We start from the raw sequence: 14,638 nt of genomic DNA on the forward strand, positions 1-14,638 counted from the left end.
GATGCGCCCGCAGAGCTCGCGGTCGTAGGCGACGCGAGCGCGCCGTCGGCGTTGAGCTGCGGCGGCACGTTCCAGTGACGAACCTCGGTGACGAGAGCCGTGCTCGCCGCCGTCAGCTCCAACGCTCTGTTGGACGCGGGCTCATCCCGCGAGCGCCGCCCGCACGCGCGCGAGCGCTTCTTCCGGCGAGCTGAGCACGAGCTCCGCGTCGAGCCGCAAGACGCGCCACCCGAGCCGCGCGAGCCCCCGGTCCCGGCGGGCATCGGCCGCGGCGCGCCCGGCGTGGCTGCCACCATCAACTTCGATGACGAGCCGCCGGGCGGGCACGGCGAAGTCCGCGATGAAGTTTCCGAGCACGACCTGACGGCGGGCTGAAACTCCCAGTTTCCCCGCGGAAAGCACCCGCCAGAGCGCCTCTTCGCTGCGGGTGGGCGAGCCCCGGAGAGCACAGGCCCGGGATTCGAGGAGCTGGTTTCGGGCGAGCTTTGGATGCATGCGGACCTCCTGACCCGGCGGCGGGGCCGGGCTCTGCCCGCACTTGGCGCACGCGGCGTGACACGCGCGGCAAGGTCGCCCCGGGCTGGGCGACGACGCCGTGTCCCGTCGCACGTCGCACGTGACCAGCGCGCGTGGCGCGACGGGTGCGCCGTTAGGGCAAGGCCGGCCTCGCCGCCGGGGAAGGGACGCCGCCAGCATCAAGCGCTCCGGAGCTCGCACCGACGCTCAGCGCGCGCGACAAGGTCGGAGCGCAGCTCGCGACGGAGCCCGGAGCAAAGACGCTGAAGGTCTTGCGATGGCGCTTCCGGATGCGGGGCGCTACTTCCCCCTGCCGCGCGCAGCAGGCAGCGCAAAGAGCCGAGCAACGCGGTTCAATGTGCACCTCGTGGCGCTGCCTGCGAGCACGGCTTTGGGGGAAGTCGAGCGCCCGCAGGCCGCGAAGCGGCCGAGGACGCGCGGATGGGGGCAGCACTGCCCGGGCGGAGCGGGCACGAAGAAGATCTACGTGCCGCCGGTGCTGAAGTGAAGCGGAGGCCTGCCCCCCGGTATCACTCTGGCATGACCACGGTCACCAAGCTCGCCATCAGTCTCCCGGCGGCGACCGCCAAGTCTCTGGAGAAGGTGCGCGCCAAGAAGCGTCTCTCTCGGAACGCCGCCATCGCGGAGGCGGTCGAGCAGTGGGTCGCGGCGCAGCAGATGGCCGACGCAGACCGCAAGTACGTCGAAGGCTACCTGTGCACTCCGGAGGGACCGGAGGAGACGGCGGCGACGGCGAAGGGAGCAACCACGAGCTGGGCGCCGTGGGAGTGAGGCGCGACCGTGCTGCCGTTTCCCGTCGTCGTAAGGTAGCCTGACCGGCGATGCCAGAGCGATCCCACGTCCTCATCACCGGCGCGTCGAGCGGCATCGGCGAGTCGCTGGCGCGCGCGTGGCTCGCGGCCGGCGCCGCGGTCACCCTGGTGGCGCGCCGCAAGAACCTGCTCGACCAGATCGCGGAGGCAGCGCCCGAGCGCACGCGGGTCATCGTGGCGGATCTGTCCGCCGAGCTCTCGCCCCAGGCGTTGTTCGACGAGGCCGAGGCCGGCCTCGGGCCCGTCGATGTGCTGGTCAACAACGCCGGCGTCCAGATCGTCGAGCCCGCGCACGAGACCGACTGGGAGCGAGGCGAGACCTTGCTCCGCGTGGATCTGCTCGTACCGCTCAGGCTGACGCAGGAGGCGCTGCGCCGGATGATCCCGCGAAGGAGCGGTACCATCGTGGACATCGCGTCGATGGCGGCGCTCGCGCCGACGCCGGGCATGCTCTTCTACAACGCCGCCAAGGGCGGGCTCGCCGGCGCCTCCGAGGGCCTCCGCGCGGAGGCGGCACGGAGCGGCGTCCATGTCGTGACCGTGTACCCGGGACCGGTGAAGAGCGCGATGGAGGCGAGCGGGCGCGCGGCGTACGAGGAGACCCGCCTCGTCAAGCTGCTCACCCCGACCGGCGATCCGGACGCGCTGGCCCGCCTGGTCCTCTCGGCGGTGGAGCGCAAGCGCGCGCGCGTGATCTACCCGCGGCTCAACGTGTTCGCGCGTTGGTTCCCGGGCACCGCACGCTGGCTCATCGACACCTTCACGCCGCCGCTCAAGCAGCTACCGCGCGGGCCGAGCTGAGCCGGAGCGAAACGGGTCCGACACGCGGATCGCAGGCTCAAGCGGCAGGCGCCTTCCGCGCGTCGCCTCTCCAGGTGCGCCCGAGCATGACGAGCGTGACCGCACCCGTCGTCCCGAGGATCGCCCGTCAGCGAACGCAGCGCACGCGAGGATTCGTGGGCGCGGCCGACGGGATGCTGTAGCCGAGGCCGATCCAGGTGACCCAATTCTGGGCCGGCGTCAGGTTCACCGCGGGCGTGCTCGTCCAATGGTCGCTGCTCAGGGGGCTGAAGTAGCTCGGCAGCGACGGCGACGTCATCGTGGGGTCCACCAGGGTCGACAGCTCCCTCGCCGTCGGCACCCGCCAGTCGCTCGACCCCGCGAGCGTGAGCTGCTCGCAGTGGTTCGCCGAGTCGGTCGGGGTGGCGACCAGGGTGGCGGAGGCCTCCCAGATCAACGAGGTCTCGTTGTCTTTCACCACGCCGGCGACGCTGGTGTCGAAGCGAGGCACGGTCGGTCCGCCCAGACCCCGGACGCAGCGCACGCTGTGAGTGTTCGTGAGGTCGAAGTACGTCACCTGCCCGTACGAGCCGTGGAGCACGACCCAGGCCTGGCTCGCGTCTCCCGCCTTGAGCGTCGAGGCCCAGAACCGGGAGCCGTTCGTCGTGTTCGGGACCCCCGGAAACACGGTGGAGTTGAGCGCTGGATTGAATTTCGTGAAGTCGATCAGGCTGATCAGCTCGGCGCGGGTGGGGAGGCGCCAGTCGGGGTAGCCGTCGAGCGTCGACGCCTCGCAGAGCGCCTTGGCGGCGGCGTGAGTGTGCAGGCCCGGGCTGACCGCGCGGTGCCACATCAGGCAAGTGGTGTGGTCGAGCACCACGTTGGCGCTGACGGTGAACTCCGAATCCGGGCGAGCGTCGCCCGCGATCTTCCAGCGAGGATAGTGGACTGTGCCGTCGCCGCCGGTCACTCCGCCCGGGCAAGCGCCGGCGTCGGCGGGTGGCGCGTCGCTCGGCGCGTCTGCCCCGCCGTCGGCGCCGGCCGCTCCGTCGCCCGCGTCGGACGAGGCGTCGCTGCTGGCGTCCCCGGCGGAACCACCGGTTGCCGCATCGCCGGCGTCACTGCCGGCTGCGCCACCGGCTCCCCCGACGGCGGCATCGCCGCCGCCCGTGCCGCCAGAACCTCCGGTCGACGCGTCCGCCCCCGCCGAACCGCCGAGCGACGCGTCGACCCCGGCCGAACCGCCGAGCGACGCGTCGACCCCGGCCGAACCGCCGAGCGCAGCGTCACCGCCGCCGGCTCCTGCGACGCCACCGCTGCCACCGCCGGCACCAGCGCTCCCCGCCTGTCCACCGCTGCCGCCCTGACCGCCGCTCGCGCTCGTGCCACCGGCGCCGCCTGAGGCGCCCACACCACCGCTGCCGCTCGTGCCAGCGCTGCCGCCGCTGCCGCCGCCGCTCTGGCCAGCACTGCCGCCCGTGCCTTGCAGTTGATTGGTGGTCGAGCTGGAGCAAGCCGCCGCAACGATCACGCACGTCATGAACGCAGGACCCCGCATGCGAGCCAGCGTACACGACTCTAGCCGCGGCGGGGAACAAGCTCTGCCGCTCTGGTCAGAGCACCTGCACTTGCCGCGACGTCCAGCTCACCCCGCCGCGGTTGTCCCGCACGACGAACCAGAGCATGTGGCTCTCGCCGGAGGCGGCCTTGCGCGCGACCCAGCGGTTGCCCGGTGATTCGTCGGTTCGCACGTCGAACTCGAAGGTGCCCTCGGTCGCGTAATACTGGATCACGACCTGCTCCTGGAAGTCGCGCCCGAGCTCGTCCTTGCCGAACTCCGCCGCACCGGGGGTGAGGGACACCGACAGACGGGGCCGGTCACCCCCCTTGCAGTCCTCGAGGTGGTTGGGGTCGTTGCTGCACGGGCGAACGACCTTCACCTCGGTGTCGGGCCACGGCGCGCCATCCCAGCTCACCTGCTCGATGCCCGGATTCTGGTTCTTGTCGATGCGCCGCAGGAAGATGCGCTTGACCGACACGGCCCAGCGCTCGAACGGAAGCTCCGCGCCGGTCGTGTCTTCGTTGCAGCGGAACGGCAGCTCTCCGGTGCCCAGCGTGGACGGGTCGCGCGGCGAGAGGACCCCGGGGCAGGCCACCGTCACCACGCCGACCATCGCGTTGGCGAGCGCGGCGTCGGGTACGGAGTCGAGGGCCGTCGCGGGCGCGCCGACGTCGATCTCGTCGAGCCCGACTCCTTCCTGCACTGCCGGGGCCTGCCCGCTCTGCGCGGCGTCCGCGGCGATCTTGTGCAGACAGCCGATCGGTGAGGTGTCGGGGGGGTTCTCGCAGGTCATCCAGCTCAGGCTCACCGGCCGCCCGAAGGGATCGTGGTAGAGCGCCCGCAGGTGGACCTGCTCGCCCGGCGCCGCGAACGGGGCGTCCGCCTGCACCGGCTGGACCCTGGGTGCGCGCTGGCGCTACACGAGCGGGAGCCCGTACAAGCTCCGGTTGTCGATCGACGAGCACGGCACCGTCGGTCGGCGCCGCGGGCAGAGCTTCGGTGAAGGCCGCCACCACGAGCCCCGCGCAGATCGCTGCCTTCCTCCCTCGCACGCCGGATCACTGCGTAGCAGCGATCCGCCGCGGCCGAAACGCCCAGCTCACCAGTAAAAAGTGATGCCGCCTCGGAACAGCCCGCCACCCGAGCTGTTCGTGGTGCGGCCGGTCTCGGGATCGGTGAACTCCGGATACAGGCGCGCGTCCTCGTCCGTGCGCCCGCGCACGAAGCCGATCATGTCCACGTTGAGCGAGACGCGTCGGGTGATCCGGAACTCCAGGCCCGCGCCGAGCTGACCCCCGAAGTACGAGTAGTGCTGCTGGTAGTCGTCCATGGGGTCGCCGTACTGGTCGCGCGGCGTGACGGTCGCGCCGCTGAACCCGAAGCCGCCCAGCATGTAGAACTGCACCGCGTCGCGCGGGTTCACGAACACCATCGCATTCAACAGCAGCGCCGTCTCTCGCCGATCGTTGCCTTGCCAATCGACACCGCCCAGGAAGTCGAGCCCCGCCTCGAAGGCGAAGTGCGGAATGGGCCGATAGCGGAAGCCGAAGCCGAGGCCGGCCATGCCGGAGTCGTCGTGACGGTTCTCGCTGCCGCCCATCATCACGCCCTGCAAGTGCAAGTTCAGGCCCCACTTGCGAGTCCAGCGCCGCTTCTTGGCGGGCGGCGGCGGGCGATACGGCTCCGGCTCGTAGACCATGACCGGGGGCCGGTAGGGCAGCGGGCGCGCGCCGGGCGGAGGGCCTTCGCCTTCTTCGTCCGGCGGCGGGGCTGGCGGGTCCGTCTCCTCGCAGAACCACCCTCCGGGCGGACAGTTGGGGTCGTCTTGAGCCGCCGCGAGGGCGGGAGTGAGTACGAACGCGCTGGTCAGCGCAAGGGCGATTCCGGTTCGCATGGCGGCTCCTGGGGAGCGAACGTGCCAGAGGGTAGCAACCCCAGTGCCAGTTGCCAGAGCCTCGGATCCGCGAGTTTTGCCGGGCGTCGTGGAGAAGCGTTTACACCCGCGTGGCACGCTGAATACTCCGGGTGGCGTGGCGGTGGTCAGCCTCAAGCCGGGACACGTCCAGCCCGTTTGGGCCGGACACCCATGGGTCTACGCCCAGGCCGTGCAGCGCGTGGCCGGGGGCGCCACTGCCGGCGACGAGGTCGAGGTCGTGGACGCTCAGGGCAACCTGCTCGGTCGCGGCTTGTACTCGCCGGGCTCCGCGATCGCGGTGCGCATGTACACGCGCGACCGCGCGACGCACATCGACGGCGCCTTGTTCGAGCGGCGCATCGCGGAGGCCGTCGCTCGACGCGAGTCGCTCGGGCTGCCCTCGCCGGACACCGACGCCTACCGCGTCGTGCACGCCGAGGGCGACGACTTGCCTGGGCTGATCGTGGACCGCTACGCGGACGTGCTGGTGGTGCAGGCCGCGACCATCGGCATCAAGCGGCGCGAGGAGATGATCTTGGAGTCGCTGGCGGCGAAGCTCCGCCCGCGCGCCATCATCGACCGCACCTCCGAACGCGCGGCGAAGGTCGAGGGCTTCGAGCCCGGTCGCGGGGTGGTGCGTGGAGACGAGAAGGTCAGCGAGCTCGGCTTCGTCGAACGCGGGCTGCGCTTCCGCATCCCGCTCGAGCTGGGCCAGAAGACCGGGTTCTACGTGGACCAGCGGCCGCTCCGCGAGCGCGTCGAGGCGCTGGCGAAGGGACGGCGCGTGCTCGACACCTTCACCTACGTCGGCGCCATCGCGATGGCGGCGGCGCGCGGCGGCGCCCGCGAGGTGCACGCGGTGGACGCGAGCGCGCTGGCGCTCGAGGTCGCAGCGGCCTGCGCGCGGGACAACGGCCTCGGGGATCGCATCCGGCACGAGCGCGCCGACGCCCACGACGTCTTGGCGCTGGCCGGTCGCCAAGGCGGCTACGACCTGGTGGTCTGTGACCCGCCGAAGCTGGCGCCGACCCGCGCCGCCAAGAAGCGCGCGCTCGCGTCGATGCGCCGCCTGGCCGCCGCCGGCGCTCGCGCCACCCGGCCCGGCGGTCTCCTGGTGCTGTGCTCCTGCTCGGCGGCCATCGGCCTGGACGAGCTGACCCGCGCCGCGGCGCTGGGGGCTCGCGACGTGGGCTTGCGCCCCACCGTACTGGAGCGCTGGTTCCAGGGCGCCGATCACCCGGTACCCGCGGCTTTCCCCGAGGGCTTGTACCTGAGCTCGCTGATCCTGGAGGTCCAGACGCTGTGAGGCGCTGGCTCGCGCTCTGGTGCTTCGCGGCCGCGCTCTCGGCCGCGCCCGCGGGGGCGGGCGAGCCACGCCGGGTGGTCCTGGTGGTGAGCGCCAGCGACGCTTCGCGCGCCGAGAGTCTGATGGGGGCCATCAAGGCCCAGCTCGGCGACTTGCCAGTGGCGCTGGTGGTCGAGGCGCCCGGACAGGTCCCGGCCGCGCTGCGCGACCGGCTCGACTTCGCGGCTCAGGCCTGCAAGCAGCACGACGCGGTCGGCGCCTTCTTCGTCGAGGCCGAGCAGGTGGACGACATCTTGCTCTACCTGGTGGAGCCCGCAGCGAAGCGCGCGCTGGTGCGCCGCGTGAAGAAGACCGCGGGGGCCGAGCAAGCCGGCGTCGAGGAGATGAGCATCATCGTGCGCTCGACCGTGGGCGCGCTGCTCGAGGGCCGCGAGATCGGCATGGAGGTCGGCCCGGAGATTGCCCCCCCGCCGAAGCCGGCGGAGCCACCGCCGAAGCCGAAGCCCGCTCCGCCCAGGCCCGCGCCGCCGAAGGCTCCCGAACCGGAGCGCCACGGCCTGGGCCGGCTCGCGGCGCACTACGCCGGCGAGTCCTTCGCGCCCGAGGCGCCGTGGCAAAACGGTTTGGGTGTGGAGCTGTCGGGCTCGCCGGACGGTCAGCTCTTCTTCGGCTTGGGTTACGTCGCGTTCGCGCCGGTGGAGGTCGAGGGAGACGCAGCCCGGGTGCGCGTCGCGCGCTACCCGCTGCGCGCCTTCGTGGCCTACGAGATCCCGGTGGAGCGCTTTCGCTTCGCCGGTCAGCTCGGCTTCGTCGGCGAGCTCGACCGCCGCAGCACCACCAAGACCGGGACCGGCGTGGTGCCCACCGAGTCCGCCGACACGCTCCTCTGGGCAGTCTCACCGCGGGTCACTGCGCGCTACGAGGTGTGGAGCCGTACGCACCTCTGGGCGGGTGTGGGTCTGGACGTGTTCCTCAGCAATTCCGAGTACGTCGCCGAGCTTCCGGGCCGGAGCGAGGCCCTGCTCTCTCCCTATCGCACGCGCGCGCAGGCGTCCCTCGGGCTCGCGGTCGATCTATGGTGAGGAAAATCCCACCCGGATCCCGTGCCCGACACCACTGAGGGGAAAGCAGCCGAACGCCCGGAAGAGTCCGGGGCTCTGGCCATTCACGCCGAGGATCTCCGCTTGATGTCGTTCGTCGCCGCCGCCGATCCCGCCGCCACGCGCACGCTGGCCAATCGCCTGGTGCAGCGCGTGCACCGGGTGTCGAAGTCGATCCTGCGCGCCCCGGCGGACGCCGACGACGCCGCGCAGCAGAGCCTGATCGAGATCATCACCAGCGCCAAGAGCTATCGCGGGGACTCGAGCCTGGAGCGCTGGTCCGATCGCATCGTGGTCCGCACCAGCATGCGCGTGGCGCGTGGGCGGCAGAAGCAAACCGCGCGCACCGAGGACGACGCCGAGCTCGACGCGCTGCCGGCCGAGGCGGGCAGCCTGGACGCCAAGAGCGAGGACGCCCCGCGCCCGGTGAAGGAGTACCTGGCGGAGCTCCCGGAGGCGCAGCGCTCGGCCCTCGTGCTGCGGCACGTGATGGGCTACTCGGTGCAGGAGATCGCCGATCTCTCCGACGTCTCGCCGAACACCGTCAAGGATCGCCTGTTGCGGGGCATGAAGGAGATGCGGCGGCTGATCCGCCGTGACGTCGCCATCGGCGTCGGACAGAAGGGAGGCTCGGCATGAGCGCGCCGAACGACTGCGAGCGCTGGGCAGAGCTCAGCGATCGCAAGCTGCTCGACGAGGCGCTGTCGGACGAGGACGCGCGCTTCTTCGACGAGCACCTCGGGAGCTGCGAGCTCTGCCGCAGCGAGGCCGAGGCCTGGGCGGGCCTCGCGGAGCTGCCGGACGAGCCGAGCCTGCCGGAGGACGAGGCAGCGGCCCTCGTCGATCGCGTGCTCGCCGCGACGGAGGCCAAGAAGCTCCCGCTCGACAAGAAGCTCCCGCTCGACAAGAAGCTCCCGCTCCGAGAGATCGCCTCGTTGGACGAGCGACGCAAGAGCCGGAACCTGCTGATCGGGGGAGCGGCCGCTGTGCTCGCGCTCGCCGCCGGTGTGTTGCTCTTCTTGCGGCAGGTCCCGCCTGCGACGAGCGGTCCGACCGCCAGCCTCGTGGAGGCGAGCGGTGACGTGCGCGTGGGCGGCCAGCCGGTGACGGCGGGCACCCAGATCCCCGCCGGCGCTCGCCTCAGCGTCGGTCGCGGCGCTCACGCCTGCCTGAGCTTCGACGAGGGCAAGGTGAAGAGCTGTCTGGCCGCACAGAGCGAGCTCACGCTCTCCCGCGTCGAGGCCGCCGACCGCGAGCTCAGCCTGACGGAGGGCACGGTGGTCACGGCGCTCGACAGGCTCCCGGCGGGCCAGCACTTCAGCGTGACGACCACCAAGGGGCGCGCCACCGTCACCGGCACGGTGTTCTCGGTCACGGCGCCCAAGGGCGACGGGAGCCTGGTGGTGCGGGTGCACGAGGGCTCGGTCGAGGTCGGCGGCGGGCGCGCCGTGATCTCCGGGCAGGAGCTGGACGTGACGAAGGGCGTCGAGCGCCTGGTGGACCCCAACGTGCGCGCCGAGGAGCTGCGCCTGGTGGGCGTCACGCTTCCGCGCCACGCAGCGCTCGCCCCCGCGCCGAGCGCGAGCGTCGCCGCGGTGGAGCCCGCCCCGTCGCCAGCGCCCGCGCCCAGCGCGAGCGCCGAGGTCCTGCCGAAGCCGCCCAGCGCCTCGGAGATGCTGTCCGCGGCCCGCGCCCAGCGCGCCTCGGGCAACGCCGCCGGCGCCGCGGAGGGCTACCGGAGGCTGATGGCCGTGCACCCGAAGAGCGCAGAAGCACGCGCGGCGCTCCTCTCCCTGGCCGAGCTTCAGCTCGGACCGCTCGGCGATCCGGCCGGCGCGCTGCGCTCCTACGACTCGTACCTGCGCTCCGGCGGCGGAGGCCTGAGCCAGGAGGCGCACTACGGCCGCATCCAGGCGCTGCGCCGCCTGGGACGCGCTGCCGAGGAGCGGGCCGCCATCGAGGCCTTCGTGAAAGCGTACCCGAACAGCGTGCAGGCGCGCGCGCTCAAGAGTCGGATCGAAGGCAGCGCTCCCTGAGTACCATGCTCCTCGCCCGTCACCGCTCCGCCACGATGAAGATGCGCCGCATCGGCATCAGCGTTCGGCCGTCTCCCTGCCTGGGGTACGCGGCCTTCACGCGGCGTCGGTAGGCAGCCAAGAAACCCGCGCGGTGCTCCGACCGCAGCGCTTCCAGGTAAGGCACGAGGAGCGTCGAGCTGAACCACTCGGTGACCGGATCGTCTCCCTCGAGCACGTGGAGGTAGGTCGTCTCCCAGAGATCCAAGTTGCGCACCAGTGGGCGCAGCCAGGCATGGTAGTCGCGGAGCTCGCACACGCCAGCGTGCTCTTCACCAGGCTTCAGGCAACCCCTCCACGGGCCGTCGAGGGCGGCCTCGCGCGCCGCGGTGTGCGACGGCATTTGGAAGCTGCCCGGCATCTGCACCGCCAGACACCCACCCGGCGCGAGCCACGCGCACAGGCGCGGGAACAGCCGCGCGTGCTCCGGAAGCCAGTGCAGCGCCGCGTTCGAGAAGATCAGATCGAGCGGTGCGTCGGGTTGCCAGCTCGCGATGTCGGCCTCGACGAAGCGGACGCCCGGGAGCGCGCTCTTCGCGCGAGCCAGCATCTCCGGTGAGCTGTCCACACCGGTGAGCTCGGCGCTCGGAAAGCGCTCCACCAACAGGCGTGTGACGTTACCGGCACCGCAGCCGAGATCCGCCACGCGGGCGGCCCGCTCGAGCGGGACCTGCGCCAGGAGATCGAGCGCCGGGCGAAGGCGCTCGCTGGCGAACGCCAGGTAGGCCGACGGGTTCCAGGGCATGTGGCGCTGGGAGGATAACTCGACGGCTCGGCCCAGTGCGCAGAGCGGCATGGCGCAGTCGCGTGTGTGGGCGGAGGTGCGAGCGCCAAACCCCGAACGCAATTGCTGCCGCACGTGCGCCCCTCCGGAGCGCTGGACGCGAAGCGCCCTCGCTGCAAGGATCATCTGGCTATGGCGGCTAATTCTTCTGGTTGGGCGGGACTGCTTCGTCCCTTGCTGTTGGGTCTGATCGCGACGCTCTCCACGCTGGTGGGCTGCAGCGACACATCTCCGTCGGGCTCGGACAGCGGGGACGGCTATGGGATCCCCGGGCCGTTCGAGCTCGAGGGACCGACCGGCAAGGCCGACAACTCCGGCATCCCCGCCATCGGCACCGAGTTCGACAACTCCGAGACCCAGGTCTGGGCGGTCACGAACCAGTGGGAGGACCGCACCACGGCCGCCGCCAAGAAGGCGGGCCTGGCCTGGGGCGAGAACAGCGGCCTGAACTGGGACGAGAAGTACGTGGCCTGGATCGCCTCGATGAAGAAGATCCCGGCCAAGAGCTACGGCGAGACGTTCGAGCTGACGACGCCCTGGGGCAAGGTGCTGCCCGCGCCGAGCTTGGAGTGCGCCGAGGTCGCCATGTTCATGCGCGTCACCTTCGCCGCCTGGTACGGCCTGCCCTTCTACATGACGACCACGGACACCGAGGGCACCCGCGTCTACTTCGGGCACTTCGGCGCGCGCACCGCGTCGGGGCGCTACAAGAACACGCCGCTCTACAAGAGCTACTACAAGGACTACTCGAACCAGACCCCGGCGCAGTACCAGGCGAACTGGCCCAAGGACGACAAGCTGCGCCAGAAGGCGCTGGCGGGTGGCAACGACATCTCGGACGTCTTGGCGCCGGGCGGCACCAGCGGCCTCTATTTCGACGAGATCCACCTCAACAAGCGCGCCGGGCACTTCACCATGCTCTTGCTCGTCTACTTCGGCTCGGCGAACCTGGCGAACTCGCGCAACACGTACAACTTGAAGCCCGAGGCGCTGCGCATGGGCGACGTCCTGGTCGAGCGCTGGCAGGCCCAGGGCATCGGTCACACCCTGCTGGTCAAGTCCGTCACCGAGCTGGAGGGCGGCAAGAAGGACGCCCAGCTCGCCTCCGGCTCGATGCCGCGCCGGCAGCCGAAGTGGGAGGACGCCGTCGCCTCCAAGCAGTACTTCACCAACGAGTACACCGGAGGCGGCGAATACGTGAAGTTCGGCGGCGGACTGAAGCGCTGGCGCGTCGCCAAGAACTGGAACGGCAAGTGGACGAACTCCTGGATGAAGGCCGACGAGGCCTCCTGGATCAACGACACCGACTACGAGAAGCTCAAGGTCAGGCCCCAGCAGTTCGAGACGCTGCTCGGTGAGGTTCCCCCGGAGCAGATGCGCGCCGCCTACCTGTCCATCATCGCCGACGCGCGCACCCACCTCTCGAACTACCCGGCCTCGTGCTCGGCGCGGGAGAAGCGCGAGAACGCCTTCCGCGCGCTCTACCAGCTCAACCAAAGCAAGTTCGGCATCAGCCCCGCCCAGACCGATGCTCAGTACCGCAAGATGGAGGACTACGCCTTCGCCGAGCTCGTCTACGACAAGAGCAAGACCTGCTGCTGGAACAGCACGACCAACGCGATGTACCAGATCATCATGCAGTACCAGGAGAGCCTGCAGCAGAACGCCTGCACGCCTCCGGTGGTCTTCAAGTCGTCGGGCGGCGGGAAGTACCAGGTGTTCGCCGACTTCGCCGCCTCCATCGGCAAGGCGGCGGACTGGAAGCAGTGGACCGAGGACGAGCCCTGCGCCGGAAAGAACGTCGTCGAGGACACGGAGGCCAACCACACCTGGGTTCCGTTCTGCCAGCTCAGCGGCAGCGGTGGCACCGGCGGAACCGGTGGCACCGGCGGTGCCGGTGGCAGCGGCGGCGGGGGAACCGGCGGCACCGCCGGAACTGGCGGCTCGAGCGGCGGCGGAACCGGCGGCGGCACCGGCAGCGGCAGCTGCGTCGGCCACTGCGGCAGCTCCAGCCCCGTCCCGGGCTCGAGCCCGGCCTGCTACTGCGACAGCTACTGCACGCAGAACAACGACTGCTGTGCGGACAAAGTCGCCGCCTGCGGCTGATCAGCCCGCGCGCAAGCGCTTCACGGCCTCCGTCACCTCTTTGCCGGTGACGACCGCGCCAGCGCTCTTCAGGTGCTTCATCGCGACGCCGGTCGCCTGACCGTCGTTGCCGGCGGCCTTCACCGCGTCTCGGACCGGTGCCAGGGCCGCCACGATCTCGTCCACGCCGAGCGCCTTGGGCAGGAGCGACTCCAGGATGGCGATCTCCTTCGCCAGCTGGTCCTTCTGCTCCGCGCGCTCGGACACCCCGAGGGTCTCCTGGTTGTTCTTGACGAGCTTGCGCAGGACGGCCGCGACCTCCTCGTCGCTCATCGCCTTGCTCGCGCGGGCTTCTTGCGTCTGAATCTCTCCCAAGGCCACGCGCAGGATCTCCTTCTCCAGGGTGTCGCCCGACTTCATCGCCTGGAGCATGCGCTTCTTGATTTCTTCGCTGAGCACGGGGCCTCCGCGACGGAGGATAGCAGAGCGGCCAGCGCTCGCTGGACGACCCGCTCGGTCTCGGGCACCCTTTTCTCGGATGGCGCGCTGGTCTTGGTCTCTCGCATGCGTCGGAGTGCTCGCCTGCGCTTCGACCGAGGATCTCGAGCGGACCCAGGGCGGCCCCGGCGATCCCTGCTACCCGAACGGCACCTGCAACGCCTCGCTCGTCTGCGTCGCCAACGTGTGCGTGAGCGAAGACGCCGGAGCCGACGCGAGCCTGGGTGGCGCCGGCGGCACGGGTGCCAGCTCGGGCAGCGGCGGCTCGGGCGCAGCCAGCGGCTCGGGCGGAGCGAGCGGCGGCACCGGCGGCGCGACCGGTGGCACCGGCGGCACCGGCGGCGCGACAGGTGGCACCGGCGGCGCGACTGGCGGCACCGGCGGCGCGACCGGTGGCACCGGCGGCGCGACAGGTGGCACCGGCGGCGCGACTGGCGGCACCGGCGGCGTGACCGGAGGCACCGGCGGAGCGACTGGCGGCACCGGCGGCGCGACCGGTGGCACCGGCGGAGCGACCGGAGCACCGCCCCCACCGGGCAGCCCGTCGGGGTGCACGACCTGCAGCTGCTGCGATCCGTGGCTGATCAAGTGGAGCGCGTCGGCGGGCGCCACCCACTACAACGTGATCTGGAAGTGCTCGATCTTCCCGCAGCACGTCATGAACGTCGGCAACGTGCTTCAGGCCGACCTGTGCAGCGCCGCCGTCGGCATGTGCGCCACCGCTGAGTGCGCCAACAGCGTGGGGCTCTTGCAGGTCCAAGCCTGCAACGCCAGCGGCTGCTCGGCGCCGGTCGCCATCCCGGCTGCCGGCGTTCCACTCGTGTGCGGAGGCGGCTGCTGTTGCTGAGCTATCCTTCGACCATGCTCGCGCGCGCGTTGGGCCTCGGCCTCCTGCTCTCGGTCGCCTGTTCCTCGTCGGACGAGGACGGCTGCAAGACCGACAACGACTGCAAAGGCGACCGCATCTGCGAGAGCGGGCAGTGCGTGAGCCCCGGGGCGGGCGGCAGCGGCGCCGTGAGCGGCGGCGGCAGCGGCGGCAGCGGAGGTTCCGGCGCCAGCGTGGCGACCGGCGGCGCCGCGGGCTGCGCGGCACAGTGCAAGACGCAGGCGGGCACCTGCTGCGCGGGACCTGGCGTCTGCGCAGCGGTGCCGCCCTGCCTCGGCAATCCGTGTTGCGCGGATTGA

The 14,638-nt window shown here is 71.3% G+C and carries 14 protein-coding genes and 2 pseudogenes; 10 read left to right on the top strand and 6 right to left on the bottom strand.

Translation table 11 applies throughout. The annotated features are described in order from the left end of the window. Window positions 1-141: 141 nt before the first annotated feature. Entirely contained in the window at window positions 142-495 is a 354-nt protein-coding gene (locus HS104_29680) for a DUF559 domain-containing protein (protein MBE7484127.1), read from the bottom strand. Window positions 496-793: 298 nt separating this feature from the next. Between HS104_29680 and HS104_29685 the strand changes: the two genes are divergently transcribed. Genes HS104_29685 through HS104_29695 form a run of 3 tightly spaced genes read left to right on the top strand, consistent with a single transcriptional unit; the run spans window position 794 to window position 2,150 of the window. Further along, window positions 794-1,024 carry a hypothetical protein gene (locus HS104_29685; GenBank protein MBE7484128.1) on the top strand — a complete coding sequence of 77 codons (231 nt, stop codon included), beginning with the start codon at window positions 794-796 and terminating at the stop codon, window positions 1,022-1,024. Window positions 1,025-1,056: 32 nt separating this feature from the next. After that, entirely contained in the window at window positions 1,057-1,308 is a 252-nt protein-coding gene (locus HS104_29690) for a ribbon-helix-helix protein, CopG family (GenBank protein MBE7484129.1), read from the top strand. Window positions 1,309-1,358: 50 nt separating this feature from the next. Then, window positions 1,359-2,150 (top strand): SDR family NAD(P)-dependent oxidoreductase, encoded by a 792-nt coding sequence (locus HS104_29695; GenBank protein ID MBE7484130.1) that lies wholly within the window; start codon window positions 1,359-1,361, stop codon window positions 2,148-2,150. 127 nt (window positions 2,151-2,277) lie between these two features. Here HS104_29695 and HS104_29700 read toward each other — a convergent pair whose 3' ends face one another. The 3 genes from HS104_29700 to HS104_29710 all read right to left on the bottom strand — a co-directional run bounded on the left by HS104_29700 (window position 2,278) and on the right by HS104_29710 (window position 5,584). After that, on the bottom strand, window positions 2,278-3,687 hold the full coding sequence (locus HS104_29700; GenBank protein ID MBE7484131.1) for a DUF1566 domain-containing protein: 1,410 nt from the start codon (window positions 3,685-3,687) through the stop codon (window positions 2,278-2,280). Window positions 3,688-3,742: 55 nt separating this feature from the next. Beyond that, window positions 3,743-4,579 (bottom strand): hypothetical protein, encoded by an 837-nt coding sequence (locus HS104_29705; GenBank protein ID MBE7484132.1) that lies wholly within the window; start codon window positions 4,577-4,579, stop codon window positions 3,743-3,745. A 210-nt stretch (window positions 4,580-4,789) separates the two neighbouring features. Continuing rightward, a complete protein-coding gene (locus HS104_29710) occupies window positions 4,790-5,584 on the bottom strand; it encodes an outer membrane beta-barrel protein (GenBank protein MBE7484133.1) in 795 nt (264 codons plus the stop codon). Between HS104_29710 and HS104_29715 the strand changes: the two genes are divergently transcribed. The 4 genes from HS104_29715 to HS104_29730 all read left to right on the top strand — a co-directional run bounded on the left by HS104_29715 (window position 5,583) and on the right by HS104_29730 (window position 10,047). After that, the gene (locus HS104_29715) at window positions 5,583-6,911 is read left to right on the top strand and encodes a class I SAM-dependent rRNA methyltransferase (protein ID MBE7484134.1); all 1,329 of its coding nucleotides are present in this window, start codon (window positions 5,583-5,585) and stop codon (window positions 6,909-6,911) included. The two genes, HS104_29710 and HS104_29715, sit on opposite strands and share 2 nt — an antisense overlap. After that, the gene (locus HS104_29720) at window positions 6,908-7,993 is read left to right on the top strand and encodes a hypothetical protein (GenBank protein MBE7484135.1); all 1,086 of its coding nucleotides are present in this window, start codon (window positions 6,908-6,910) and stop codon (window positions 7,991-7,993) included. The genes HS104_29715 and HS104_29720 overlap by 4 nt, the downstream gene beginning before the upstream one ends. 105 nt (window positions 7,994-8,098) lie before the next feature. Then, a complete protein-coding gene (locus HS104_29725; protein ID MBE7484136.1) occupies window positions 8,099-8,650 on the top strand; it encodes an RNA polymerase sigma factor in 552 nt (183 codons plus the stop codon). Next, the gene (locus tag HS104_29730) at window positions 8,647-10,047 is read left to right on the top strand and encodes a FecR domain-containing protein (GenBank protein ID MBE7484137.1); all 1,401 of its coding nucleotides are present in this window, start codon (window positions 8,647-8,649) and stop codon (window positions 10,045-10,047) included. Before HS104_29725 ends, HS104_29730 begins: the two co-directional genes overlap by 4 nt. 19 nt (window positions 10,048-10,066) lie before the next feature. On the opposite strand, the gene tam is transcribed toward HS104_29730, so the two are convergent. Further along, on the bottom strand, window positions 10,067-10,831 hold the full coding sequence (gene tam, locus HS104_29735; GenBank protein ID MBE7484138.1) for a trans-aconitate 2-methyltransferase: 765 nt from the start codon (window positions 10,829-10,831) through the stop codon (window positions 10,067-10,069). Window positions 10,832-12,724: 1,893 nt separating this feature from the next. Between tam and HS104_29740 the strand changes: the two are divergent. Continuing rightward, window positions 12,725-12,850 (top strand): annotated as a pseudogene (locus HS104_29740) (DUF3494 domain-containing protein). A gap of 126 nt (window positions 12,851-12,976) precedes the next feature. Here HS104_29740 and HS104_29745 read toward each other — a convergent pair. Further along, window positions 12,977-13,414 (bottom strand): GatB/YqeY domain-containing protein, encoded by a 438-nt coding sequence (locus HS104_29745; GenBank protein ID MBE7484139.1) that lies wholly within the window; start codon window positions 13,412-13,414, stop codon window positions 12,977-12,979. 262 nt (window positions 13,415-13,676) lie between these two features. On the opposite strand from HS104_29745, the pseudogene HS104_29750 reads away from it, so the two are divergent. Together HS104_29750 and HS104_29755 are read left to right on the top strand one after the other, a co-directional pair. Beyond that, window positions 13,677-13,967, top strand: a pseudogene (locus HS104_29750) (hypothetical protein). Between the two features lie 347 nt (window positions 13,968-14,314). Then, window positions 14,315-14,638: a hypothetical protein gene (locus HS104_29755; protein MBE7484140.1), complete on the top strand. Its 324-nt coding sequence runs from the start codon at window positions 14,315-14,317 to the stop codon at window positions 14,636-14,638.

The sequence above is a fragment of the Polyangiaceae bacterium genome (genome assembly GCA_015075635.1).
GTDB lineage: Bacteria > Myxococcota_A > Polyangia > Polyangiales > Polyangiaceae > JADJKB01.

Bases quoted from the DNA above. Each gene is read 5' to 3' on its own strand.
- HS104_29680 (MBE7484127.1), bottom strand. From the start codon at position 495: ATGCATCCAAAGCTCGCCCGAAACCAGCTCCTCGAATCCCGGGCCTGT.
- HS104_29685 (MBE7484128.1), top strand. From the start codon at position 794: ATGGCGCTTCCGGATGCGGGGCGCTACTTCCCCCTGCCGCGCGCAGCA.
- HS104_29690 (MBE7484129.1), top strand. From the start codon at position 1,057: ATGACCACGGTCACCAAGCTCGCCATCAGTCTCCCGGCGGCGACCGCC.
- HS104_29695 (MBE7484130.1), top strand. From the start codon at position 1,359: ATGCCAGAGCGATCCCACGTCCTCATCACCGGCGCGTCGAGCGGCATC.
- HS104_29700 (MBE7484131.1), bottom strand. From the start codon at position 3,687: ATGCGGGGTCCTGCGTTCATGACGTGCGTGATCGTTGCGGCGGCTTGC.
- HS104_29715 (MBE7484134.1), top strand. From the start codon at position 5,583: ATGGCGGCTCCTGGGGAGCGAACGTGCCAGAGGGTAGCAACCCCAGTG.
- HS104_29710 (MBE7484133.1), bottom strand. From the start codon at position 5,584: ATGCGAACCGGAATCGCCCTTGCGCTGACCAGCGCGTTCGTACTCACT.
- HS104_29725 (MBE7484136.1), top strand. From the start codon at position 8,099: ATGTCGTTCGTCGCCGCCGCCGATCCCGCCGCCACGCGCACGCTGGCC.
- HS104_29730 (MBE7484137.1), top strand. From the start codon at position 8,647: ATGAGCGCGCCGAACGACTGCGAGCGCTGGGCAGAGCTCAGCGATCGC.
- tam (MBE7484138.1), bottom strand. From the start codon at position 10,831: ATGCCCTGGAACCCGTCGGCCTACCTGGCGTTCGCCAGCGAGCGCCTT.
- HS104_29755 (MBE7484140.1), top strand. From the start codon at position 14,315: ATGCTCGCGCGCGCGTTGGGCCTCGGCCTCCTGCTCTCGGTCGCCTGT.